Genomic DNA, 22,948 nt, shown 5'->3' on the forward strand with positions numbered 1-22,948 from the left:
GCCCGGAGTAAACGATTCGCTCGAGCGAGGCGCGGGGGTCGGACTGGCGCGGCCGCGTTACCGAGAAACGCCGGGGAACCGGCGCTACCTGTACTTCAAGAACCAATAAACGCGCCTGACGAAATCAAAGAGCGTGATGGCGTCCACATCCACGGAAATCGCCAGCGCGCTCCGGTATCTCCCGGGCCAGCGCCAGAACCGGAGCACCGGGCCGTTCGCCTGCCGGACGACATTCAGGAGCCCGCGATGAGACAGGTCCCGGGGATGACAACCGTTCAAGACGGACGCGACCATGTAGGGGTCCGCGCAGGATTCGACCGGGAATCCTTCCTTTTTTAGACACAGTACGGTTTCCGAGCCGCAATCCTGCGACACGCCGACGACGGGTCTCAAAGGAGCCTCCACGACAAAAGTGCCGTTCCCGTTGTGTTCCAAAAACTCCATCCTCCCGTCGGGATGCTGAAGAACCAGGCAATGATCGTCGCTTATGTTGGTTTCCACCGTGTATTTGCCGCAGTTTTCCACGATGCTGCGAAATTCGAACGCGGCGCGCTTCTTCCACCACTTGCCGATGTCGTCCAGGGACGCAATCCACACGTCACCGTGACTGCGGGCTTTTTGCAGGAGCTTCTCCAGCGGTTCTGAAACATAGGGAACCCGCTCGGGATGGAAGATGAAATTGAAGAGCTCCCCGTCGCGATGCGCTCCGTCGAGCATGTCCAGCCAGATGCGCGCCAGTTTCGCGCTGTCTTGAATCTTGATCCGATCGATCAACATTTCATCGTCGGGCAGCGACACGGGAATATCGACGCAGCCGCAACGCAGGAAGGGAATCGAGGGTTCATCCGAATGGCGCTTGCCCGTGTAGAATCCTTCAAGGAGATTACGGGCGCTGTCGCTCCCGTTCACGAGGCTGCTGCAGCTTTCCTCCCTGGAAAGCATGCAGGTATTGCTCACCCACACCAGGTCGCTGTCCACCGCGGCTTTGGGGGTATCGTCGTTGAACCGGAGAAAAGGAGCCCTGAAGCCCCCGATCCGTATGCCGAGTCTCCGGAATTCCTCCACTCCCCTCCTGATCTCCTCGGTCTGGTCCCGCCTGCTCAGGAGGGCGTGGTCGATGTGATGGTAGCCATGGAGGCAGAGGTCGATCTCGTGCGTCGAAATCAAGTCCACCAGGCACTTGTGATGGTCGAGCAGGTCGGCGGTGATGAAAAATGACGGCTTGCAGCCATACCGGCCGCTGACCTCCACGATCCGCCGCATCGCCTGAATCGACCTCCGGTGGGTCATGCCGAACCTTTCCAGAAGCATAAACATCCGGCCGATCAGATTGATCGCCCCTTTTGATTCGATCAAGTGCCTGAAATAATTCATCGACTTTCGATCCTATGGCGATGGGTGGCGAGCATGGCCGAGGACAACCGGCAATTCCCGATGAGCTCTCCGAGATCATCGCAAGACTCGATCGCGCGCCGGTCGGGCGCACCTGTACCCCCTCACGGTACCGGAGGGTCCACGCGCCGCGAGGTGCCTCAGTGATCCGAGAAAAAAGTCTTGATTCCATCGATAACCCTTGCCTGCTGCTCAGCTTGCAGGGTGGGGTACATGGGCAGGGACAGTATCTCTTTGGCGACCTTCTCCGAAACCGGGAAATCCCCCTCCCTGTAACCGATTCCCGCATAAGCCTTTTGAAGATGAAGGGGAACGGGATAGTGCAACCCGCAAACGATCCCGTTTTCGGAAAGGTACTTGAGCACGTCGTCTCTGAACCGGGTGCGCACGACGTACAGGTGGTAGACCGCGCGGCTCCATGACGGCTCAATGGGCGCGATGAGCCCGTTGGAGGCGGAGAGGAGCCGATTGTAACGGGCGGCGATTTCACGCCGCATGCCGTTGCCCCGGTCGACGGATCTGAGCTTGACCCGCAGAATCCCGGCTTGTATGGCATCCAGACGGCCGTTGTAGCCTTCGACGTCATGGTGATACTTGCGCGCCTGGCCATGATCTCGAATCATGCGGATTTTGGCGGCAATGCCGTCGTCGTCGGTGGTCACCGCCCCGGCTTCGCCGCAGGCCCCGAGGTTTTTCCCCGGATAGAAGCTGAATGCGGCCGCGGCGCCCATCGACCCGGCCCTGCACCAGGCGTTCCGTTTCCGCGAAAAGTATTCGGCGCCGTGCGCCTGGCAGGCATCCTCGACCACGATCAGCCGAAACCGGTCTGCAACGTCAAGGATCGCGTCCATGTCCGCCGTCTGGCCATAGAGATGCACGGGAACCACCGCCTTCACCGGGCGCCCGGTTCTCCGACTCACGGGGATTCCCGTGCGCGGGTCCGTGTCGCATTTCGTTTCCAGGTACTCGCGGAGCTGCTCCGGGCTCATGTTGTACGTGGACTCATCGATGTCCACGAAGTCGAAAACCGCCCCTGCCTGGGAAACGGCCTCGGTCGTGGCGATGAACGTGTTGGGCACGGTGAGCACCGTGTCCCCGCTGCCGACGCCCGCGGCCAGCAGCGCAAAACGCAGGGCGTCCGTGCCGCTGCCGACGCCTACGCAATGCCTGGTTCCGCAGAACCCGGCAAAGTCCTCCTCAAAACCCTGCACCATGGGCCCGCCGATGAATCCGGCCGTTTTCAGCGCCTGCCTGAACACGGCCACCAGATCTTCTTCCAGCTCGTGGTGAGGGGTCACCAGATCGAGAAACGGGATCTTCGCATCACTGTTCATCTTCGATAAGCCTCATGAATCGAGAAGGATTTCCAGCCGTTATGGCCCCGGGGGGGACGTCCCTGGTGACAACGCTGCCCGCGCCGACGATGGCGTTCTCGCCGATGGTGACGTTGGCCAGGATGGTTGCACCCGAACCGATGGAAGCCCCCCTCTTGACCAGGGTGTACTCCACTTTCCAGTCGCTCTCCGTCTGAAGCCCGCCGTCGGAATTCGTCGCACGCGGATACGTGTCGTTGACGAAGGTCACACCATGACCGATGAACACGTCGTCTTCGATGATGACTCCCTCGCAGATGAAGCTGTGGCTGGAAATCTTGCAGTTTCGCCCGATGCGGGCGTTCTTCTGCACCTCGACAAACGCGCCTATCTTGGTATTGTCGCCGATTTGGCATCCGTACAAATTGATGAATTTGGACAGCTTGACGTCCTTGCCCAGCCGGACGTCATCGGAAATGGACAGAAAGCTCATAGGTGAACCAGCTCCCCTCTGTTTTTCAGCGACCTGTCGGCGGCTTCGAGCATTTTCACCACCCGGTAGCCGGCTTCGCCGTCATTGAACGGCGTCCTGTCGTTCATCACGCAATCCACGAAGTAGTCGGTTTCCAGCTTGAGGGCTTCCTTCGTGTCCACCTTGGGTGCCCACATATCCCCCGAACGATAGCTCACGAGCAGGTTGTACACGTTTTCGCTGTTTTCGATCTTGACGCCCTTGTCGTACACCTTGATCTTCTCGTCGGCCTCAAGGTCGTTCCAGACCAGCATCCGCTTCTCGCCACCCACCAGGGTGGTTCTCACCTTGACCGGCGAGAGCCAGTTCACGTTCAAGTGGGCGATGACGTTGTTCTGGAAGTAGATGGTGGTGTAGGCCACGTATTCGTGTTCGCTGAAGTGGTTTTCCCCCGTTGCCACTATGGCTTCCGGGGTTTCCTTGATGACGTGGTCGATGATCGACAGATCGTGGGGCGCCAGGTCCCAGATGACGTTCACATCGTGTTGGAACAGTCCGAGGTTGACCCGCATGGAATCGTAATAGTAGAGGTTCCCCAGCGTTCCGTCATCGATCAGTTGCTTGATCTTTCTCACCGCACCGGTGAAAAGAAACGTGTGATCGACCATGATCTTGAGGTTTTTCTGGGCTGCCAGTTCTATCAGCTCTTCGGCTTCGTCCGTGGTCGCGGTGAACGGCTTTTCCACGAAGACGTGTTTCCCGTTGCGCAACACCTCCCTGGCGAGCTCGAAATGCGTCGACACCGGGGTGATCACCGCGATCGCGTCGATGTCCGTGGATGCGATGAATTTGCGGCAGTCAGTGGAAAGTTCCACGCCCGGATGCGCCTTCCGCGCACGTGCCAGTGCATCGGGATTGCCGTCACAAATCCCGGCCAGGCGGCATCCTTCCGTGATGCTGAAGTTCCTCGCTATATTTGGTCCCCAGTATCCGTATCCCAAAACACCGAGGCGAATCATATTCCCTCCTTCCACCCGTCCATCCGACGGGCATTCTCGGACCGTGCGAAGGGCTAGGCCGAAAGCCCCCCGACTCCGAACGGTCAGTATGCTCCCCTGCTCCTCAGAACGACCCACGGCGTCAACACGAGCAGCTTGATGTCCAGCCAAAGGGACCATCTTCGCGCATAACGGATGTCCAGACGGACCATCTCGTTGAAGGTGGTCCGGCTTCTGGCGGTGACCTGCCAGAGACCGGTTATTCCCGGCGTCATCTCCATGAGCCGGCGTCGATGCCAGGTGTCGTAGCACTCGAGCTCATAGGGGATCGGAGGCCTTGGTCCCACAAGGGACATTTCACCTTTCAGGACATTGATGAACTGAGGCAGCTCATCGAGGCTTGTCTTGCGAAGAAATCTTCCGATCGACGTGACCCGGGGATCGTGCTGAATCTTGAAAACCTGCTCCTCCCCCCGCGCGCACTCCTTCGCGGGCCGGTCGCCGGAGCCGATCAACTGCTTTATGTACTCCCGGTGTATCCCCGGGTCATTGTCCACGAACATCGATCGAAATTTATACATCATAAAAGGCTTGCCGAACTGCCCGACCCTGCTTTGCCTGAAAAAGACCGGGCCTTTGGAAGTCCATTTGATCAGTGCGGAGAGGGTCAGGAAAAGGGGGGAAAAAAGCACCAGGGCGAATAGGCTGCCCGCGATGTCAATCCCTCTCTTGACGGCCAGAGCGATCCTCTTGGAGGTGTTCTTCGTCTCGAGGTCCGGATAGAGCTTGAGGTCGGAGGAGTACCGCAGATTCGGTTTATCGAACTCTTCCGGGAACAGGTGTATCGTAATGTCGATGTCCTTCACCCTCTTGCCGTCCAGGTTGGTGGTGAGGTTTTCGCACACCCGGTCGAGAATCTTTCCGGCCGCGACCGCGCTGTCCGATTCACCCAGTTCCGTGAACAGGACTCCGAGAACGTCGTCACCCTTGTACCAACCCACGATGTCGGTCTCCCTGGTGGAAAAAGACAGGGAACAGATGACCTTCTTCCTCGGATTGTCTCCATTATAGCCGGAAGGAAGAACGGAAATGTCCAGGAGCATGAGCATGAACGGTCGCTTGGAGCGCTCCGCCCTCTTTCTTTCGAAAGCAAGCATCTCGTTGAAGTTTCCCTCCGGGTAGACACCGGTGGCGGGGTCCGTGACGGCTTCAACGGAGTCCTTCGAACGTTTCGAATGGACGCCGTACCGTCGGCTCAGTCTCTGAAAAAGCGATTCCATTGCTTTGGCTCCTGTTCATTTCAATCGCTTGTAGATGAATTGAGGAATGTGATAACGCCGCTTGTTGAAGGCGATCCCGATAATGTTTCCTCCCATTTTCGTGATCTGCTCCTTAACGCTCTCCACGACGGTCCATCTCGTTTTCTCCGCCTCGACCACCAGCACGACCCCATCGACCCTGGGAACGATGGCCAAAGCATCCGGGGACTTGGTCAAGGGCGTGGAATCGATCACCGTGAGGTCGAACCGGTGCCTCAGCGTTTCCCAGAAGGTTTCCAACGACTGCGAGTTGAAGATCTCGGGCGTGAAGGTGGACGTGTTGGAAGATTGGCCTATGTACAGATTCGTATCCTCCACCCGGTAGATCGCGCTGTCGATGTCCTGCCCTCGACTGACGCTTTCCTGCCAGCCCTGATTTCGCGAGTGAGGAAAGAACAGGTGGTGACAGGGATTGAACCGGTCGGCATCGAGCAGGAGAACGTTCTTTCGGATTCTGAACGCCGAGACCAGGGAAAACTCCCGTGCGATGGTGGAAGTTCCCTCGCCGAGGCGGGAACCGATGAATTGAATGATTTTTCTCTCCACTCCCGGAAGGCGCGCCTCGATTGCCTGGTACAGCTTCAGCATCTCTTCTTCCATGCCCGAAAACGGAGTGGGGCGGTGCGCAAACGTCACCGCAATTTCCGAATGCACCTCCGGTCTTTGCCTGGACGCATGTATCAAAGCTTCATAAATCTTTGTCATGGGTTACACCTCCGTGGGTTCCGATGAGCCGGGCAGACAGACATGCTTTGCGAATGGAAAAGCGTTCTTCAAAGCATGCGGGCATTTGCTGTACGGATTCTCCAGTCGCAACTCGAGCCGTCAACGAACCACACCCGGCACGGCAGCTTCTGCGCGTTCGGGCGGTTGGCTTATCCTGGGCAGGAACAGCTGCCCTCCGGCAAGTATCCGGTCGGCATCGGTAATCTGCGGGTTGTTTTGCCTGATCAACTCGAACAGGTGAGCATTGACGACGCCGTAGGTATCCCTGATTATGGAGCTCAGGGTCTCGCCCCTCTTGATGATGCGCGACGGAACTTCGATCGTTCGCGCCGGAGCGCTTTCATCCCGGCGGAACACCGATGGGACCTGGTCCGCCGAAACCGGTGGATTGCCGGCGGGCTGATGGACGGTGGCACCGGCAACGCCGACCGCCCCTGAATACGCCTCGGAGCGAACCGGTGGCGGGGCGGACACGGTCTGTGCGGACTCGGACTGGTCGAGACGCGGCTGCGGCTCCACTGTCGGTGTGTTCTTCGAGACCTCGGCGTTGCCGGTCTGCGGTATTTCAGGTTTCGCCGCGTCGACGGGCACGGGCATCCGGGTCGGCGTGCCGGTGACGGGAGCCATGCGAGCGGCGTCGCTCACAGTCGAGACCGCACGATCCCTGAACGCCCGGATCTCCGGAAGAAAACCTTTGACGGGAGCCAGTAGAAGCGCGCTCGCCCCCAATACCAGCAAAGCGGCCAGCGCTATCCCCCATCTGAGCCGAAGCATCCTTCGCCTGCCTTTGTAGTCGGCGATCACTTCTCGAACGATTCTGCGCCCGACGGGCTTTGCCTGGTATCCCAGCCCCGCAATCAATGTGTTGTCGCACAGAATGTTGATGACCCGCGGAATCCCTTTTGCCTCGTCAACGATCAGGTCCATCGCCCTCCGAGTAAAAACGCCTTCCCACCGGTCGGTCACCAGGGACAATCGATGCCGAATGTACATGATGCTCTCTTCACGGCTCAGCGGGACAATGTTGGAGCGGATGGCAATCCGTTGATTGAGCTGCCTCAGCTTGTCAAGGCCCAATTTTGCCTGGAATTCCGGCTGACCGATCAGGATCATCTGGATCAGCTTTTCCTTGGATGTTTCCAGATTGGACAGCATGCGCAGGTTTTCCAGGGTCTCGACCGGAACGTTCTGCGCCTCGTCCAGGATGAGAACGACATTGTTCCCCTGCTTGTATTCTTCGATCAGCGTCTTGTGAAGCTCATTGACCGTCTCGAAAGCATCTTCGGTTTTCGGGACGACCCCCAGTTCCGAGCAGATCACTTTGAGCAGACTCTGGAACGAGAGGTTCGCATTGAAGACATAAATCACTTTTTTCTTGGATGTGTGAGGGAGAGCCTGGCCCTCGAGATAGGACCTCAGGATGGTGGTCTTGCCGACACCGACCTCACCGGTGATCGCCACAAACCCTTTCCTCTGCTCGATCCCGTATATGATGGCCCCCAGAGCTTCCTTATGGGTTGGGCTCAGGAACAGGAATTCCGGGTCCGGAGTAATGTGGAACGGCCCCTTGTTGAATCCGTAATAGCTCAGATACATGATATTGAAGCCCTCCCTATGCTTTGTAGGGAATGGTGGTCAAAACGGGAATGTTCAGACACTGTTCGGTTTTCTGGGGTGAGCTCAACCCCTGGTTGATGAATTCAAGCGAGAATGCCAGCGTGAGCCCCCCCCCGATCCCCAGGAACGCGGCGAGGGCCAGGTAGAAGCTCACGCCCTTGGTCGGCCAGATCGGCAATTCGGAAGCCGACGCCTGCTCGATCACGTTGACGCTCGCCATCTTGTCCTGACTCATGTCTTCCGATACGCGGGCTTCCTCAAATCGCTTCTGATACAATTGATACATCTGTTCGTTGGCCGTCAGAGTCCTCTGCAAATCGCGCGCGGTCCTTTCCTGCTGGTCGAATTCCTGGATTCGCTTGTCCGCCAGTGTGACTTGGGCTTCAAGCTCTTTGCTTCTGACTTCCAGCGAGCTGACCTCCGCTTTCGTGCTGATGATTTCCTTCTGCAGGTCCTGGTAGAGAGTGTTCACTGCGGACCGTCCCCTGGCGGCGGTCTGCTTCTGCTTCTCGATGAACCCCTTGACCACCTGGATCTCGTTGCGAACGCTGGTCACAAACACATTGTTTTCCTTGTATTTCGAAAGAAGCTCCTGTTCTCTCCGCTGGAGCGTCACCAGTTGCATTTCGAGCTCATTTCTGGGGTCGTTTTCGGAGGCGACGGGCAGGCTCGCGGCGACGCCTTTGAGCTGGCTCTCCAGGGTGGACAGCTTCTGCCTCAGTTCCTTGACCAGGCTCTGAGTCGTCCTTGCGGTCGTTTCGAGGTTCATTCTCTCCTTGAGCAGCATGTCGCGCTGTTCGTCAAAGGCGAATACCTGGTGTTGCTGTTTGAACGCCTGCAACTCCCCTTCCGATCTCTTCAACCTGTCCAGGTATTCGGCGACCTTCTTGTCGAGCAGCTGCAGCGGTCGCGAATCGTGCAGGATCTCAACACGTCGCGCGATGTAGGCGGCGACCAGTGAATTCACCACCTTGGCGGCTGTCCCGGGATCGGCATTCTGGAAAGTGACCGTAATGAGGTTTGAGTTCCTGCCTGCCTGGACATGCAGGTCTCTTTCGAAGAACACCTTGGCATATTCGAGTTGCTTGACCGGCTCATCGGAAAACGCCCTCAGCTTGGGGTAGATGTTTTCAATCCCCAGGCTCTTCAGGAGTCTTTCCTTGAGGTCCGTGCTGGAGAGGATCGCCAATTCGGAATGGAGAATCTCCTGCAGACCGACCCGCACGGGAGTCTGCTCCCCGCTCACCATGGGGCTCTGATACTCCTGGCCGTAACGAAACATCAAGGTGGAGGATGCTTCATATTTTGCCGGCAGAAAGTAATAGACCAGCGGGGTAAGAATAACCGCGAGGCAAAATATGGAGATGATCATGTACTTGTGTTTGAAAAACACGATCAGGAGATCCCTTAGGTTGAAGGGCCGAGGTTTTCCATAAACCCCCGAACCAGCCGTATAAAACGAGACAGCGCGGTTTGACGCGGCCGTCGGTACACCTTGATTTCCAGGGATCGGTTTCTGTGTCATTTCAAAAGTCCCTTCACTACAGGATGGGTATGGCGATGGGTACGGGCGTCATGTTCTTGATGTACTGCTCGACCCAAAGATTGAGGTTTGCAATGGGCGATCTCGGGACGTAGACAATATCATGGGGTGCCACGAGGAAGTCCTGGGACATGTCCGTCCCGTCGTTTACCTTGTTGATGTCGGCCGTCATCACCACGGGCTTTCTCCCCGAGGCCGTTCGAATGACGATAATCTCATTCGTGCGCGCGGTTCTCGTTACCCCGCCGGCCTTCGCGATGGCCTGCCTCAGGGTCATCGGCCCTACGATGTCCTGAAGCCCGGGCGAAGTGACTTCACCATCCACGAACACTTTGTTCCCGCCGAAGTTGCGAACGATCACGGTGAGTTCGCACTTGGCCAGTTCCTGCGAGTATTTCTCCTTGAGCAGGTCGGTCAACTGTTGCGGGGTCAAACCGACCGCGGAGACCTCGCCGATCAGCTGCAAAGCGATCCGGCCATCGGGACGAACGATGATCTGTTCGTTCAACTCACTGTTGTAGAAAAACTTGACGTCCAGCTGATCGCCGTAGTTGATCGTGTATTCCTGGGCGGGATACGGAGCAATGGTCCCGGGTTGACCGACGGGCACCGGGTTCTTGACCACCGGCCCGCACCCCGCGAGCAGGAACAGGACAACTGAGCACACTTTTACGGAAAACAGTCTCGATTCGGTTGTTTTCATATGAATCTCCATGGAAATTGGTCAATTGCGGGATTGAGTTCATTTCCTCGTCTATATGTAACAAAGCTTTCGACAATCATATTTATCGACCTGAACAACCTTGAAAAATTCAAAGAACATGGTCATCCAAGATATTATCTTTATTATAATTTCTTTATACATATCCCAAATACCATGCAATCATATTTACTCTTTCCTTATTAGATAAAATCGATTATTAATAGTCCTGATCAATCACAATTAACTATCTACTTCGTCTTATATACTGCAATTATAAATCAATTATCTTCTATTATATGTTGTTTAATAAAATTATTTAAATCCATTTTTTGTTCAATGGAGAGCTCACCGAATTCTACACCACAACGCCTTGTTGCCAGAGAATACCATGAATCTTTATCAATCTGAATGTCGTAAATTACCTGACATTCTATCCGTCTCATATGCACAAAATGGCCATTAGTCGCAAATATTTTTATATATGAAAATCCGACAGTCTGTGGTTTTCTTGAAAGATAACGCACTGATATTCCATTGGAACTTATGTCTATTATCTGTCCAATGGTTATTGGTTCATCTTTTCTTATCAATACGGCAAATGAGCCTTCCTTGCCAACGTATCTTTTACTTCTCCTATGTTCTATCATAACTATATTTTCCTCTATAGGAATTATGTTATGGAGCATCAAATGCTCTTAAGCCTTTCGATCCACTCGTTGGCACCGTTTTCAGCAATCTTCGCCTGACCGCTATTGCCGCCGTTCCTCAACAATGCGCACTCCCCTTGCGCCTTCACTCGCTGAGTGTTCGTTGACCCGGTCCATGATCCTTCACGCTTCCACGATTTCGCCTCGAACCAGGCGCTGTCCGCCGCCGAGACTGCCGGCACCGTCGAGCCGACAACCGTTCCTCCGGCAGGAAGCCGAAGACAGAGCGGATGCTTCCATGTCGGAACGAGACGAACATGCCGGTTCGTTGAACCAAACACAGAGCTCGAACGCAACCGCCGGTGGGTTTCGGCACGGTTGCCGCCAGGCAGTTCCCGGGGCCTACCCGAGAGAGGCTATCCGGTATGGAGATCGACAGGGGGTCGATTCAGCGGTGTCGAGCGACACGGGACGGAAATTGCACGGTGAGCGTTTCGCTGGAAGACGGCTTCCACAAAAGGACTTAGGCTTCTCTGATCGGGCTGTTCACTCGCGATTGACCGGAGGGCTGGGGGAGTCTTGCCGTGGGCTCCGTGAAAACGGAGTCTGTCGGGCTCTCGTCCTCAAGTCCACAGGGTCGCAGCAAAAGGGCTAAAGCTCCGCCAACCAAGTTCCATCTCCCCGGTCCAACCCGTCGAAGGAACTGCCAAAATAGCTCGGCATTCTCGCAATTCTCAAAATCTAAAGGTTTAGCGACTGTGATCCTTATATGACATGCAAGAGAGGGGGAAAAGGACTAATCTATAGGGTAAAAATTGAGTATAACTTATCCCCAATATCGTATTAATATACGTTATATCAATTGGTTAATCTACTTCATGCGAACTTGTCGAAAGCTGCCGGCACCTGCATTTTTCTTCCGAAACGGCCCGCCGCCAAGGCAAGACGCACCCGCTGCCGTCCTTTGACAAAAGAGAAGCCGCCCGGGCTTCCTTTTCCGCGGGATGCCCATCCCCCCCGGATGTGACGGATTCGAGCCACGGAGGGCCGACCCAAAGGATGGGCTCCAGGGACGGGATGTTCGCGCTCCATCCGATTGGACGTTGACGGCGTTCCATCGTGCAAGTTATAATTTTACATGGAACTTGATATGGACGATTTCTTCCTGGATATCAAATGGTTGTCCACCTCAGCCCAACTTCTCTTCCACTTGCCTTTTCCTTTTTCCATGATGGACATATGGCTTCGGAACGGTGAGAACGGACCGTATGTCGGGCGAACCTGCACGTTCACGCACCGGCTGCCGGTCGGCCCGTTGCATGCGGGCAAAGGTTCTGCCGTTTGGTTCTCACGCATCGCGCGGGTAAGCAGCTCTTCCTTGTCCGGCAAGCACAAGGCGAGGGCCTGCCATCCAGAACATCATGGGGCATGCGTCGGTGAACACGACATGACGGTATATTCAAAACATCTCCGGGGATATCGGGGGCCCGATGGATTTGCTGAACGCAAATCCGGCGGAGGAAAAACCGGATTCCCCCAATGGATTCCTCCTAGGAATCTGAAAACCGTGCTGAGTACTGGTAGTCCCAAGGGGACTCGAACCCCTGTCTCCGGCGTGAGAGGCCAGTGTCCTAGGCCACTAGACGATGGGACCGGAAAAGCATGGCTGGGGGACTAGGATTCGAACCTAGGTAGGCAGATCCAGAGTCTGCAGTCCTGCCGCTGGACGATCCCCCAACGGAGAGTGAAATTTATCCAAAGTCCCGCTGCAAGTCAAGCGGAAAGCTCATCCGCATGCCGGGATGCCTTGCGCTTGTTCTGTCGCGGAAGTTACTCTATAATAAAACTTCAGCGGTTGCCTTTTGTATTCGCTGGAGTTCCCGGGATTATCGGGAGCGCAACACCGGCCGCAAGGTCCGTATTCACAACGCAGCGTAGTGCGGCGAGATTCGCCTGTGGCTGCCGTCCCGGCACGGATGCCGGCCACCCGAAGGGGCGCTGCGAAAAGACGTCCGGCGCACGTATGGCGCGAGAGGAAACCGTGCAAGCTCCGAAATCGGCGAACGCCTCCAGAATCCGCATGATGTTGCCCTCTACAACCGATGTCCACGGTTTCGACCTCGAACACTATCGTGCACGCATGTCCAAGTTCCTTGACCCGGCAGAAAGCGACAACCGCGTATTTTATGACGCTCTGCAGTATTCATACGACCTTCACAAGGGCCAGACGCGTAAATCCGGCGCCCCTTACATCAGTCACCCCTGTTCGGTAGCCGAAATCCTGGCGCGCGAACTGCATTTCCGGGACCCCCATCTGCTCGCCGCCGCCTTGCTTCACGATGTCGTGGAAGATATCCCGGGAATCACCCTCGAAGATATTCTGCGCCGTTTCGGAAGCCGCATCGCGGAACTGGTGGACGGATGCACCAAGTTGACCCGCCATCAACTGGACCGAGCCGCCCTGAAGGATCTTACGCACAGCAAGATTTTTCTCAGCGCCAGCCGCCGCCTCGGTGTCCTCATCATCAAGCTCGTGGATCGCCTCCACAATCTGAGAACGCTTCATTACCTTCCCCAGGCCAAGCGCCAGCGAATCGCGCAGGAAACGGTCGAGGTCTATGCCCCCATTGCCGCCCGGTTCAATATCTACCCGCTCAAGCGCGAGCTCTACCACCTTGCGCTATCCTACCTTTATCCGCGCAAGAGTAAGAAGATCCTCCAGCACGTGCGGGAGCTTCGAAATTCCGCGGAGGTTGTCGACATAGAAAACCGGCTCCGCGAGATCCTCCTGCAAGCCGGGGTCGCCGCAGACATTCGCCCTCGTCCCAAGGGGCTCGGCAGCTACTACAACGCACTGAAACGCACGCTCGACATCGGCAACCCCGAGAACTACTTCGATTTCGCCGTCGTTCTGGCCACCGGCGAAGATTTGAAATGCTACCTGGTCCTGGGAATCATCTGCAAGGACTTCGTGTCCATTCCCCGCAGCTTGAGGGACTTCATCGCCAATCCCAAGATCAACGGCTACCGGAGCCTGCACGTTCGGGTTCATGTGGGAGGACAGAACTACCTGATCAAGATCCGGACTGAAGAGATGGACCTCCAGGCTTCCTACGGCGTGCTCCAGGACTGGACCGCCCAGACTCCGATGAGCGATGACCACTGGGCGGAAATCAGCGACCTGCTGCGCACCATCGGCGAGTACGGCGGGGCGGGACCGCAGCGAAAAGAGTTGATTCGGCTCTCGGAAGCCGAAGAGATTTTCGTGTACAGTCCCCAGGGCGATATTTACTACTTGCCCAAGGGCAGCGTGGTGCTCGATTTTGCCTACAAAATCCACTCCGAACTGGGGGACCACTGCCAGGGAGCCCTCGTCAACGGCTTGTGGGAACCCCCGACCCGAGTCCTCAAGGATGCCGAAACCGTCGAAATCGTCACCTCACCCGACCTGCTCGATGTGGACCCCGACCTCGAACAGCTTTGCAAAACCCCCAGGGCGCGATCCTTTCTGAACCGCCACCTCCAGCACAGAAGGCAGCACTTCGCCCGGGAGATCGGCCGCCAGGTCCTGAGCCAGGAGCTTCGGCGTCACGGGTTCGGACCTGACGCACTCGACGACGAGACGGTAGCGCTTCTGCTCGAAGTCATCAATCTCAAGGATATTTCGGAGCTTTACACACGACTCGGCCAGGATCTCCTGTCCCCCGAGCTCGTTCTTTACTACCTGGAGGCGCCGCTGCACGCCAAGGACCGGCACCCCCATCACAGCCCTCATCCTCCGGACGAACGCAACGCCATCCTGGTCTCGGAGCTGGACAAGGCTTTTCACAAATTCGCTCGATGCTGCAACCCCTACCCCGGTCAGGAGAATGTGCTGGCCACGATCAGTGAGCGTGGAACGACCTTCCACGATCCGCGATGCGAAGACCTGAAGAGCCGTCACGGCCTTCAGCCTCAGCATCTGCTCGATGTCTGCTGGGACTTCGACGGCACCTGGCGTCACGTTCTCGTCTTTCAACTGCACATCCAGCAGCAGAGCATCTCGGACCTGCTGCCCCTCCTGGCCCGCATGCCTTCCACGGTCCGGATCCGGTATATCGAATCCGCCATCGGCAAACACAACGAGCCCACGGTCCGGCTGAGCGTGGCGCTCCACAGCTTCGCCGAAGCCCGGGAGCTGTTTCGGATTCTGCCCGAAGACCGTGTCTGCATCGATGAATACGGCCGCCAGGGAGCGTCCGCCAGAGTCCACACCGAGTGCCCCTACGTTCCGGATCGGGCGCGCTGAAGACCTTCCCGCACGGGCACGCCGTGAATCCGGCGTTCGATCCGCGCCACGGCGGGTCGCAGACCGGGATCGGCAGATGCCCGGCTCCGGCATGCGAACCCCAATTCCATTGCGCGCGGGCCTCTCGCGTATCGGGCGCCGATCCGATTCGTGCCGCGACTCGTCAAGCCGTCAACTCCTTTCCGTTATCCCATATCTGTTGCATTTTTAATGGATTTGTTTATTTTGTTCATAACGTCTTCCCGGAGCTGGAGGAAGGTGGTATTTGATGGAGTGGTATTCCAACACGGCCCGGTGCCGATCCGGATTGTTTCGCGACCGAGACCTTGACGGGCGCCGGTGTGTCGGAGAATCACATCGGTGAGTCATCTGGAAAGGAGACTACATGGAAGTTTTCCGGACAGGTAAGGCTGGGATTGTTTTTCGATGGATTCGGTTGTTTACGTTCGTTGTCGCTCTGCCCTGTTTCCTGCTGTTGTCGCAAAGCATCCCCTCCGCGCACGGAGCCGCATGGCAGCAGGGCCCTCCTTCGTTTGCCGATCTTGCCGAACAAGTCAAGCATGCGGTTGTCAATATTTCCACCACGCAGGTCTTGAAGGAAAGCCCGATGCAACAGTTCATGGGACCGAACTCTCCCTTCCGCGATTTTTTCGATGACGATTTCATGAAGCGATTCTTCGGTGAACAACCTCAAGGACAAAGAAAGGGGCATGCTTTGGGTTCCGGATTCATTATCGACCAGTCCGGTTTGATTCTCACGAACAATCACGTCGTGGAGAAAGCTGACGAAATCAAGATCAAAACGCTCAGCGGAAAGGAATACGACGCGAAAGTGGTCGGACGCGACTCCAAGACCGATATCGCCCTGATCAAGGTCACGCCCGACACGGATTTCCCGAAGCCCGCGCAGCTTGGCAATTCGGACGCCATCCGAGTGGGCGACTGGGTGATGGCGGTGGGAAATCCTTTCGCTCTGGGCCACACCGTGACCGCGGGCATCATCAGCGCCAAGGGCAGGGTCATCGGGGCGGGCCCCTACGACGATTTCCTTCAGACCGATGCGGCGATCAACCCCGGGAACAGCGGCGGCCCCCTCTTCAACATGAACGCTGAAGTGGTCGGCCTCAATACGGCCATTGTAGCCCACGGGCAGGGCATCGGGTTTGCCACCCCCATCAACGTGGCCAAAGACATTCTGGAGCAGCTAAAATCCGGCAAGGTGGTTCGAGGCTGGCTCGGGGTCATGATCCAGGACATCACGCCCGAACTGGCCGAGTCGTTCGGTATCAAGGAGACCAAGGGAGTCATCGTCGCCGACGTGGTGCCGGACGCTCCGGCTGAAGCCGCGGGCATCAAGCGCGGGGACGTCATCACTTCGGTCAATGGGAAAGAAATCGACAATGCCCCCGCACTCTCCAGGTACATCGGTTTCAGCGCTCCCGGAACCCCGCTTTCGCTGCAGATCATCCGGGACGGCAAACCCATGTCGATCAAGGTGTCCAGCGGAACCATGCCCGACGAAGGCAAGGAAGCCAAAGTCGAAAAAAAGGAAAGCCTCTGGGGCATGGTCGTTCAGAATATCACACCGGAAATCGCTCAGCGCTTCGGATGGGATGAAAACGAACGCGGCGTCGTCATCACCGAAGTAAAGCCGGGAAGCCCCGCCGGCGAAGCCCGGTTGCGCCCGGGAGATCTGATCAAGGAAGTCAACCGGCAGAAGATTCAGAACATCAGGGATTACAACCAGGCCGTTCAGAAGCCTCAGCGGGGCCAGACCATGCTGCTGCTCGTGAAGAGGGGCAAGAATACGTTTTTTGTCTCGCTGAAGTCGACTCAGGAGTAGCATTCGCCGGGTTTGCTTGCCTGAGTTTCCAAAGACATGTACAATCCGCGCGTGGGAAATCGGCGCTATGCGAAGTGCGTGGCGCCGTATCCCTTTTGACGCGTATTTCCGGTGCGGAGGCCGGACTTCTTCGGACCATGATTGCAAGACCGACCTGTTTCATCGTCACCGCTTCGCCGGAGGCCGTCCGCAGAGAGAAGGACAAGGCCCGTGCGTTGCGCAGGACTCAATGGTGGCAGAACCAGATTGCCAAGGGCGTATGCCGCTATTGCGGGAAGCCGACTCCGCCGAAGGAGCTCACCATGGATCACGTGGTTCCCCTGGTGCGCGAAGGCCGCACCACGCGAGGCAATGTCGTGCCCGCCTGCAAGTCCTGCAACGACAAGAAGAAGTATCTGCTTCCCATCGAATGGGAGGAATATCTTCGGAATCTCGGCGGCCGGCCCGTCCGCGAAGATTGAAACCAGGATTGTGAGATCGAGGAAGAACGGAATGGAACAGTGTAAGGAATGTGATCTGGCCATCTACTGCTATTCGGATTCAAGCACCTGGATTTTTCGTACCAAGCAGGAAATGGAAGAGAAGAAAGCCGCCATTTCGGAATGCCCGGTTCGCGAGCAGGTCGAGCAATTGCGATTGCAGGAAAAGCGAAAATGCTCCGGGGTCGGCGCGGGGTAGCCGTGCCCGTGTCCCGCCTTTGCAGACGGGCCACCGGCACAAGTCCGCCCGGATCGGCCGGGGATTTCGTTACGTGAACATGTTGATCCGGCAATCCACGGCGTGTTTGAGGTAGTCTTCGGCTGTCTGGATCTCGACGCCCTCAAGGAACTCCCCGGGGTCTATTCCCATCATATCCACCGTCATTTTGCATGCCACCAGGTGAACCCCTTCCAGTTGAGCCATTTCCAGCAACTCGCAAATACTCGGGATACCCGCCGCCTCGACTTTCTTCTCCATCATCCGGGTCGCAACCATGGCCATCCCCGGCAGGGCCCCCATGGTCCCCGGCGGAATGAACCGGCACCGGTCGCCACCGCCTTTTCGGATCACGTTGATTCCCATGAAGGTGTAGAAAATCGTCGACTCCATCCCCATCCGAGCCGCGTTGATTCCCAGGATCAGGGCCGGATAGGCGCCGTCCAGGGTATCCCGGCTGCAGATGAAAGTACAGGACACCTTTTCGTCGGAGTTCTCTGAAGAGTTTCGGGTTGCGGGTTTGTTTTCTTCTGCCATGGTTGACTCCATTCCGGACATTGCCCATCTTCGACGCGTCAGGGCAACGGCGTTTCACGAAACGCTCGCCGCGCGCGTCATTTCCTTTTCGCCTCGAACCAACGATCACTGCTGCCGCACGCAATGAATCACTTTCACGACACTGGGGTGCGCCACGCGGTAGTACATCAGGTTGCCGTCCCTGCGCGAGGCAAGAATTCCCTTTGATTTCATGAGGTTCAACTGTTGAGAAGTGTATGGCTGCGCGGTGTTCAGCAGCCGGCACAGTTCGTTCACGGACCGCTCGCCCTGCTCCAGGATGTCTATGATCCGCAGTCTCACCGGGTGAGCCACGGTCTTGAGGATTTCAGCCGCTTTCTGCAATTGAGCGGTCTCGATCTGGACAATCTCTTCGAGATCCATGAATCCTCTCTCATTATATGAATATCTGAATATTCGCTTTTTCAAATATATCTTCCCGCCGACGATGTCAAGTATCTTTTTTCATCCTTTTTCAATCCCATACGGCCCCACCTGCCTCACGGGCCGTTTCAACGCGCGGCCCGGGCAATGCCTCCCCGCGGCGCCGGGCTCCGGGTGTTGCTCCCGGATGTCCGCAGTCCTCCGGCTATGGCTCGTTTCGATCTTATGGTATATTATTGAATCAGAAGTGGGTTGAAAGGAGAATAGAACATGGCTGCGAGCGGGCGCTTCGGAAAGTACGGCGATCTGAAGAGGAAGGCGAAACTGAGGGCCAACGTCAAGTTGGATTCGGACCGGGTCAAAATGGCTTTCACCTCTCGCAGGGCGAAAACGCCCGGCCAGCACACCACGGGAGGCGGCGGCAAGTAGGGATTATGGAGGCCGAAGACAGTCAGGAAACGAAGAAAAAGAAACCCAATGTGGTCATTCGACCCATGGAGATCGACGATCTTGCCAAGGTGTTTCACCTGGGCGAGAAATTGTTCACTGCAAGAGAAGTACCCAACCTCTATCGTACCTGGGACGAGTACGAAGTGATCGCCCTTTTCCAGGGAGATGCCGAATACTGCCTGGTGGCGGAAATCGAAGAAGAGATGGTCGGGTTTGCCCTGGGGACCACCGTCACCAAGAGCCATTCCGCCTGGCGATACGGATACCTCGTCTGGCTTGGTGTTGTCCCGGCCTATCACGGCATGGGGATTGCCTCCAGGCTTTTCAACCGGTTCCGCGACCTGATGCTGGAATCCGGCGTGCGCATGCTTTTGGTGGATTCGGAGGCGGACAACCTGCCCGCCCTTCGCTTTTTCCGCAAGATGGGCTTCCGCCACCCCCAGCAACACATCTATCTGGCGCTCAATCTCGATCCTCGCCTGCGCCGGATCCGGGAGAAGAAGACCGACGGACGCCAGGACGGCCGGTACAAACTGGATGACGATGACTAGAAATCAGCAACTCGTAAAGCCGAAACGACTCAAGCAGCTTCTGCGTCGACTGGTGAACATCTACTCGCCATCCGGCAAAGAAGAGGAGATCCTCCATTTTCTACAGAGCTATCTCCGACGGCACGGACTTCCCGTGGAACTCCAGGAGGTTGACACGAATCGGCACAACCTCATCGTAATGCCGCCGGACACGGAAGTTCTCCTGGCCCTCGTCGGGCACGTGGACACGGTGATGGCCCACGATCTGGACCACTTTGGCTACGAGGAAGACGGAGATTTGGTCTACGGCCTTGGAGCGGCCGATATGAAGGGGGGATGCGCCGCCATGGTGGAAGCCTTCGTTGCGGCGTGGGAAGCGGGCCGTCGCGTTCTTCCGGTGGCGCTCGCCCTGGTGGTCGGGGAGGAGGAGGAAGGAGACGGCGCCCAGAAGCTTGCCAGGGAGTACCATTTCCCCTGGACGGTGATCGGCGAACCGACCGACCTCAAGCCATGTTTGAACCACTACGGGTACATCGAAGTCCAGATCACGGCCACCGGCAGACGCGTTCACGCATCCCTGGCCAACCTCAGCCGGAATCCGGTGGAAACCGTGATGCGTTCCGTGCTGAGAATAGGCGAATACGTGGCGGCTCGCAGACCGGACATGGTCTACAATATACGTGACCTCTCGACCTCACGCTCGGGTTTCGCCGTACCGGATCGCTGCACGGCCTTTCTCGACATCCATCTGCCCCCCTCGGCGCCCATAGGAGAAATCACGGCCGAGATTGAAGAGGTCATGCTTCAACAGGAGCATGACAGCCCGGAACACAGCGAAACCGTGCGCTTTGCCAATATTCACTCAGGATACGAGCTCCCGGAAAAGGGAGCTGTCGTGGAGGCTCTGAAGAAGGTCTATTCGCACAATGCCATCGAGTGGTCCCCTCAGGCGTTTCGGAGCCACTCCGACGCGAATCTTTTTTGGGCCGCGGGAATGAAGCCTCTCCTGCTCGGCCCCGGCGCTCTGGAAAAAGCCCACTCCCCCGAAGAATGCGTCTCCTTCAATGATGTTCTCGCCGCAGCGAGGCTCTATCACGATCTGCTGACGGCGTTACCCTCCTGAAGCCCGGGCCCGGGGCATTCGAAACACGCCTCGAAGCCGTTCCGATCAGGAAGCCGTCACGGACGTCTCTTCCCGCTGCCGATCCAGCTCCGGCAAAACCATTTGCCGTTCGCTGTAGATGAATATTCCGCCGCTGAAATGCTCCCTGTGGGCGGCGCACACCTCTTCAACCAAGCCTTCAAGCTCGGGGCAGTTCTCGATTCGCACATAGAGCGCGTACCCTTCGGCCGCCAGACTGGGCAGCGGCTCCCTGCTCATCGCCACCAGCAGCGGTCCGCTGTGGATACTCATCGTCCACCGGAAGGCCCGCCTCAGAGGTTCGATCACATAGGGTTGTGCCGTAAACGCCGCCTTGATGCGATCAATCAGTCGGCCCGGCCTCTTCGGCGGCTCTCTGTAGAATGTGACATCCGCTCGGTGAGACTTCTCCTCGCCATCCACAAAGACGGTGAACGGGTCGCCGCCTTGTTCCCTGGAGCATCCGGTCACCCCGCTGATCCTTTCATAGAGCTCGTTTGAAACCGCTTCAAGGGGATCCTTCCTGTCCCAGACTATCATGGTAACCGCCTGCTTTTCCATGCCAAGACCTCTTTCAAGGGATTTCACCCGCCGCCTGCAGGGAAACGAGAAATCCCCACCGGCAGCCGGCTGCACTGTGGTACACTGAACTTTGCAGATGACGAACAATCCGGTGCAGTTTATTCCAACTGGAATAATGATGCCACATAATTCCGTGGTGCGCCGTTCAACACGCAGCCGCGCAGCGGTGCCGACGGTTTTGGACAATATCGGAGCAAAGGCGGCAGGACTCCCGGAGGGTGACTCTCCACCTCCCCGGACACGCAACCCGGGCAGTCATGAGAGCGGAGGCGGCAGGATTCTCGAATGGTTACTGGCAGTTTCGGTTCTTTCGTCGGACTCCCGCGAACAGCGTTCGCCTGGCTTGTCCTCCCCTTCTGTCTCTGGGCCTGTGGAAGCACGCCGGCGGTCATACGAGACGTCGAGGTTCACCCGCAGGATGCCCTTCATTACCTGGATGGGACCGCATCGGAGGTGGTGATCGACGCCGATCGGCACGCCGCCCTCGACCGGGAATTCGACCGTCGGTATTTTGCTCCCTGGCATCGGCAACAACCGGTTTATTCCCGATCGGACATGGAAAAGGAGCTTCTGAAGTTTCGAAAGAACCCCGGATTCGGCGAGAACAAGCGAGCGCATGCCCCCGACTGGATCGAATCCATGGCCGCCCGCGCCAATCTTGAGCATTATCCCGACGCAGGCTTTGCCGGCGTCACCGTGGTCAACTCCGACCTCCGCCTTCTTCCCACCCACAGACCTCACTTCGACAGCGCCGACGGAGCCGGGACCGGCTATCCCTTCGACAATCTGCAGAACTCCGCCCTTCATGCCAACACACCCGTTTTCGTCAGCCACCGGTCCGCGGATAAAGCGTGGGTCTTCGTCGAATCCCATTCCGGATTCGGGTGGCTCCCCGCCAGGGACGTTGCCCGCGTGGACGAGGCTTTTGTCGCGCAGTGGGAGAACCGTCGGCTCATAACGGTTCTTGAAGACGAGTCTGCCGTCTTTGACGAAAAAGGCATGTTCCTGTTCAGTGCCAACGCGGGTGCGCTTTTCCCCCTGTCCGACGAGGACGCCGACGCGTACCGGGTCTTCGTCGCCGTACCCGACGAAAACCGCAATGCCGAAATCCGCGGCAGCCGCCTGCTTAAAACCCACGCCCGGGTGAAGCCTCTGCCCTTGACACGCCGCAATATCGCCGCCGTGGCCAATATTTTTCTCAACAAGCCTTACGGGTGGGGCGGAATCTATCAGAACCGCGACTGCTCCTCGACGCTCAAAGACCTCTTTACACCGTTCGGGATCTGGCTTCCGCGCCATTCTTCCGACCAGGCCCTCCACGGGGGATACTACATGGATTTGAGCGGCCTCGATCCCACGGCGAAAGAACGCGCCATCATCCGGGACGGTTCGCCTTACCTGAGCCTGCTGTGGCTCAAGGGTCACATCATGCTCTACCTTGGAACCTTCCAGGGGCAACCGCTTGTGCTGCACAACATGTGGGGCGTCAGAACGCGGCGCCTTTTGCAGCGTGAGGGAAGGCTGATCATCGGCCGTGCAGTCATCACAACCTTACGACCCGGATCGGAGCTCCGCGAGCTGGACCGGTCCGGGGGCGGCCTTCTCGACAAGCTACGCGGCATGACGCTTCTGATCACCCCTCCCACTCCCGTCAATAAGGAATGACTCCGCCGGATGCCCCTCCCGCCGCCAAGGCTGCTTCCCGAATCCCACACGACTCCGCTTCCACCCCGGCAGGACAGGAATCCC

21 protein-coding genes and 2 tRNA genes are annotated in these 22,948 nt (G+C 57.3%); 8 read left to right on the forward strand and 15 right to left on the reverse strand.

The window, feature by feature from the left end:
- Nucleotides 1–84: 84 nt before the first annotated feature.
- The 12 genes from SFUM_RS05045 to SFUM_RS05110 form a co-directional block, all read right to left on the reverse strand.
- Nucleotides 85–1,374 carry a polysaccharide deacetylase family protein gene (locus SFUM_RS05045; RefSeq protein ID WP_011697838.1) on the reverse strand — a complete coding sequence of 430 codons (1,290 nt, stop codon included), beginning with the start codon at nucleotides 1,372–1,374 and terminating at the stop codon, nucleotides 85–87.
- Between the two features lie 158 nt (nucleotides 1,375–1,532).
- Nucleotides 1,533–2,726: a DegT/DnrJ/EryC1/StrS family aminotransferase gene (locus tag SFUM_RS05050; RefSeq protein ID WP_011697839.1), complete on the reverse strand. Its 1,194-nt coding sequence runs from the start codon at nucleotides 2,724–2,726 to the stop codon at nucleotides 1,533–1,535.
- Nucleotides 2,716–3,198: an acyltransferase gene (locus SFUM_RS23900; protein ID WP_011697840.1), complete on the reverse strand. Its 483-nt coding sequence runs from the start codon at nucleotides 3,196–3,198 to the stop codon at nucleotides 2,716–2,718. The genes SFUM_RS05050 and SFUM_RS23900 overlap by 11 nt, the downstream gene beginning before the upstream one ends.
- Complete coding sequence (locus tag SFUM_RS05060; protein WP_011697841.1) at nucleotides 3,195–4,196, reverse strand: Gfo/Idh/MocA family protein; 1,002 nt, start codon at nucleotides 4,194–4,196, stop codon at nucleotides 3,195–3,197. Before SFUM_RS05060 ends, SFUM_RS23900 begins: the two co-directional genes overlap by 4 nt.
- Nucleotides 4,197–4,279: 83 nt before the next feature.
- The gene (locus tag SFUM_RS21425; RefSeq protein ID WP_011697842.1) at nucleotides 4,280–5,455 is read right to left on the reverse strand and encodes a sugar transferase; all 1,176 of its coding nucleotides are present in this window, start codon (nucleotides 5,453–5,455) and stop codon (nucleotides 4,280–4,282) included.
- Nucleotides 5,456–5,470: 15 nt separating this feature from the next.
- The gene (locus SFUM_RS05070) at nucleotides 5,471–6,199 is read right to left on the reverse strand and encodes a CpsD/CapB family tyrosine-protein kinase (protein WP_011697843.1); all 729 of its coding nucleotides are present in this window, start codon (nucleotides 6,197–6,199) and stop codon (nucleotides 5,471–5,473) included.
- Nucleotides 6,200–6,319: 120 nt separating this feature from the next.
- A complete protein-coding gene (locus SFUM_RS21430) occupies nucleotides 6,320–7,816 on the reverse strand; it encodes an AAA family ATPase (protein ID WP_011697844.1) in 1,497 nt (498 codons plus the stop codon).
- 16 nt (nucleotides 7,817–7,832) lie between these two features.
- Nucleotides 7,833–9,230: a GumC family protein gene (locus tag SFUM_RS05080; protein WP_041439901.1), complete on the reverse strand. Its 1,398-nt coding sequence runs from the start codon at nucleotides 9,228–9,230 to the stop codon at nucleotides 7,833–7,835.
- Nucleotides 9,231–9,378: 148 nt separating this feature from the next.
- On the reverse strand, nucleotides 9,379–10,083 hold the full coding sequence (locus tag SFUM_RS05085; protein ID WP_011697846.1) for a polysaccharide biosynthesis/export family protein: 705 nt from the start codon (nucleotides 10,081–10,083) through the stop codon (nucleotides 9,379–9,381).
- A gap of 278 nt (nucleotides 10,084–10,361) precedes the next feature.
- The gene (locus SFUM_RS22855; RefSeq protein ID WP_011697847.1) at nucleotides 10,362–10,769 is read right to left on the reverse strand and encodes a PilZ domain-containing protein; all 408 of its coding nucleotides are present in this window, start codon (nucleotides 10,767–10,769) and stop codon (nucleotides 10,362–10,364) included.
- A 1,539-nt stretch (nucleotides 10,770–12,308) separates the two neighbouring features.
- Nucleotides 12,309–12,384: transfer RNA gene (locus tag SFUM_RS05105), tRNA-Glu, on the reverse strand.
- Between the two features lie 9 nt (nucleotides 12,385–12,393).
- Nucleotides 12,394–12,467, reverse strand: a tRNA-Gln gene (locus SFUM_RS05110).
- Nucleotides 12,468–12,771: 304 nt separating this feature from the next.
- Between SFUM_RS05110 and SFUM_RS21435 the strand changes: the two genes are divergently transcribed.
- The 4 genes from SFUM_RS21435 (at nucleotide 12,772) to SFUM_RS05130 (ending at nucleotide 17,539) form a co-directional block, all read left to right on the forward strand.
- Nucleotides 12,772–15,018 (forward strand): RelA/SpoT family protein, encoded by a 2,247-nt coding sequence (locus SFUM_RS21435; RefSeq protein ID WP_011697849.1) that lies wholly within the window; start codon nucleotides 12,772–12,774, stop codon nucleotides 15,016–15,018.
- Between the two features lie 385 nt (nucleotides 15,019–15,403).
- The gene (locus SFUM_RS05120) at nucleotides 15,404–16,861 is read left to right on the forward strand and encodes a DegQ family serine endoprotease (RefSeq protein WP_011697850.1); all 1,458 of its coding nucleotides are present in this window, start codon (nucleotides 15,404–15,406) and stop codon (nucleotides 16,859–16,861) included.
- A 137-nt stretch (nucleotides 16,862–16,998) separates the two neighbouring features.
- Nucleotides 16,999–17,322, forward strand: a complete 324-nt coding sequence (locus SFUM_RS05125) for an HNH endonuclease (RefSeq protein ID WP_011697851.1) — start codon at nucleotides 16,999–17,001, stop codon at nucleotides 17,320–17,322.
- A gap of 31 nt (nucleotides 17,323–17,353) precedes the next feature.
- On the forward strand, nucleotides 17,354–17,539 hold the full coding sequence (locus tag SFUM_RS05130) for a hypothetical protein (protein WP_041439910.1): 186 nt from the start codon (nucleotides 17,354–17,356) through the stop codon (nucleotides 17,537–17,539).
- 69 nt (nucleotides 17,540–17,608) lie between these two features.
- Here SFUM_RS05130 and SFUM_RS05135 read toward each other — a convergent pair whose 3' ends face one another.
- Together SFUM_RS05135 and SFUM_RS05140 are read right to left on the reverse strand one after the other, a co-directional pair.
- Nucleotides 17,609–18,094, reverse strand: coding sequence for a DsrE/DsrF/DrsH-like family protein (locus tag SFUM_RS05135; RefSeq protein WP_011697852.1), 486 nt, complete (start codon nucleotides 18,092–18,094; stop codon nucleotides 17,609–17,611).
- A gap of 105 nt (nucleotides 18,095–18,199) precedes the next feature.
- Nucleotides 18,200–18,496, reverse strand: coding sequence for an ArsR/SmtB family transcription factor (locus SFUM_RS05140; protein WP_011697853.1), 297 nt, complete (start codon nucleotides 18,494–18,496; stop codon nucleotides 18,200–18,202).
- A gap of 270 nt (nucleotides 18,497–18,766) precedes the next feature.
- On the opposite strand from SFUM_RS05140, the gene SFUM_RS23080 reads away from it, so the two are divergent.
- Genes SFUM_RS23080 through SFUM_RS05150 form a run of 3 tightly spaced genes read left to right on the forward strand, consistent with a single transcriptional unit; the run spans nucleotide 18,767 to nucleotide 20,599 of the window.
- On the forward strand, nucleotides 18,767–18,925 hold the full coding sequence (locus tag SFUM_RS23080; protein WP_153307201.1) for a hypothetical protein: 159 nt from the start codon (nucleotides 18,767–18,769) through the stop codon (nucleotides 18,923–18,925).
- Between the two features lie 5 nt (nucleotides 18,926–18,930).
- Nucleotides 18,931–19,497: a GNAT family N-acetyltransferase gene (locus SFUM_RS05145; RefSeq protein ID WP_011697854.1), complete on the forward strand. Its 567-nt coding sequence runs from the start codon at nucleotides 18,931–18,933 to the stop codon at nucleotides 19,495–19,497.
- Nucleotides 19,490–20,599 (forward strand): M20 family metallopeptidase, encoded by a 1,110-nt coding sequence (locus tag SFUM_RS05150; protein ID WP_150109436.1) that lies wholly within the window; start codon nucleotides 19,490–19,492, stop codon nucleotides 20,597–20,599. Before SFUM_RS05145 ends, SFUM_RS05150 begins: the two co-directional genes overlap by 8 nt.
- 45 nt (nucleotides 20,600–20,644) lie before the next feature.
- On the opposite strand, the gene SFUM_RS05155 is transcribed toward SFUM_RS05150, so the two are convergent.
- Nucleotides 20,645–21,178 (reverse strand): hypothetical protein, encoded by a 534-nt coding sequence (locus tag SFUM_RS05155; RefSeq protein ID WP_011697856.1) that lies wholly within the window; start codon nucleotides 21,176–21,178, stop codon nucleotides 20,645–20,647.
- Between the two features lie 306 nt (nucleotides 21,179–21,484).
- Here SFUM_RS05155 and SFUM_RS05160 point away from each other — a divergent pair, with 306 nt between their 5' ends.
- Nucleotides 21,485–22,864 (forward strand): NlpC/P60 family N-terminal domain-containing protein, encoded by a 1,380-nt coding sequence (locus SFUM_RS05160; protein ID WP_011697857.1) that lies wholly within the window; start codon nucleotides 21,485–21,487, stop codon nucleotides 22,862–22,864.
- Nucleotides 22,865–22,948: the final 84 nt, after the last annotated feature.

Origin of the sequence: Syntrophobacter fumaroxidans MPOB (assembly GCF_000014965.1) — a bacterium.
GTDB lineage: Bacteria > Desulfobacterota > Syntrophobacteria > Syntrophobacterales > Syntrophobacteraceae > Syntrophobacter > Syntrophobacter fumaroxidans.

Bases quoted from the DNA above. Each gene is read 5' to 3' on its own strand.
- SFUM_RS05050 (WP_011697839.1), bottom strand. From the start codon at position 2,726: ATGAACAGTGATGCGAAGATCCCGTTTCTCGATCTGGTGACCCCTCAC.
- SFUM_RS05130 (WP_041439910.1), top strand. From the start codon at position 17,354: ATGGAACAGTGTAAGGAATGTGATCTGGCCATCTACTGCTATTCGGAT.
- SFUM_RS05150 (WP_150109436.1), top strand. From the start codon at position 19,490: ATGACTAGAAATCAGCAACTCGTAAAGCCGAAACGACTCAAGCAGCTT.
- SFUM_RS05060 (WP_011697841.1), bottom strand. From the start codon at position 4,196: ATGATTCGCCTCGGTGTTTTGGGATACGGATACTGGGGACCAAATATA.
- SFUM_RS05120 (WP_011697850.1), top strand. From the start codon at position 15,404: ATGGAAGTTTTCCGGACAGGTAAGGCTGGGATTGTTTTTCGATGGATT.
- SFUM_RS05160 (WP_011697857.1), top strand. From the start codon at position 21,485: ATGGTTACTGGCAGTTTCGGTTCTTTCGTCGGACTCCCGCGAACAGCG.
- SFUM_RS23900 (WP_011697840.1), bottom strand. From the start codon at position 3,198: ATGAGCTTTCTGTCCATTTCCGATGACGTCCGGCTGGGCAAGGACGTC.
- SFUM_RS23080 (WP_153307201.1), top strand. From the start codon at position 18,767: ATGGCTGCGAGCGGGCGCTTCGGAAAGTACGGCGATCTGAAGAGGAAG.
- SFUM_RS05070 (WP_011697843.1), bottom strand. From the start codon at position 6,199: ATGACAAAGATTTATGAAGCTTTGATACATGCGTCCAGGCAAAGACCG.
- SFUM_RS05045 (WP_011697838.1), bottom strand. From the start codon at position 1,374: ATGAATTATTTCAGGCACTTGATCGAATCAAAAGGGGCGATCAATCTG.
- SFUM_RS05140 (WP_011697853.1), bottom strand. From the start codon at position 18,496: ATGGATCTCGAAGAGATTGTCCAGATCGAGACCGCTCAATTGCAGAAA.
- SFUM_RS21425 (WP_011697842.1), bottom strand. From the start codon at position 5,455: ATGGAATCGCTTTTTCAGAGACTGAGCCGACGGTACGGCGTCCATTCG.
- SFUM_RS05125 (WP_011697851.1), top strand. From the start codon at position 16,999: ATGATTGCAAGACCGACCTGTTTCATCGTCACCGCTTCGCCGGAGGCC.
- SFUM_RS05145 (WP_011697854.1), top strand. From the start codon at position 18,931: ATGGAGGCCGAAGACAGTCAGGAAACGAAGAAAAAGAAACCCAATGTG.
- SFUM_RS05135 (WP_011697852.1), bottom strand. From the start codon at position 18,094: ATGGCAGAAGAAAACAAACCCGCAACCCGAAACTCTTCAGAGAACTCC.
- SFUM_RS22855 (WP_011697847.1), bottom strand. From the start codon at position 10,769: ATGCTCCATAACATAATTCCTATAGAGGAAAATATAGTTATGATAGAA.
- SFUM_RS21430 (WP_011697844.1), bottom strand. From the start codon at position 7,816: ATGTATCTGAGCTATTACGGATTCAACAAGGGGCCGTTCCACATTACT.
- SFUM_RS05155 (WP_011697856.1), bottom strand. From the start codon at position 21,178: ATGGAAAAGCAGGCGGTTACCATGATAGTCTGGGACAGGAAGGATCCC.
- SFUM_RS05085 (WP_011697846.1), bottom strand. From the start codon at position 10,083: ATGAAAACAACCGAATCGAGACTGTTTTCCGTAAAAGTGTGCTCAGTT.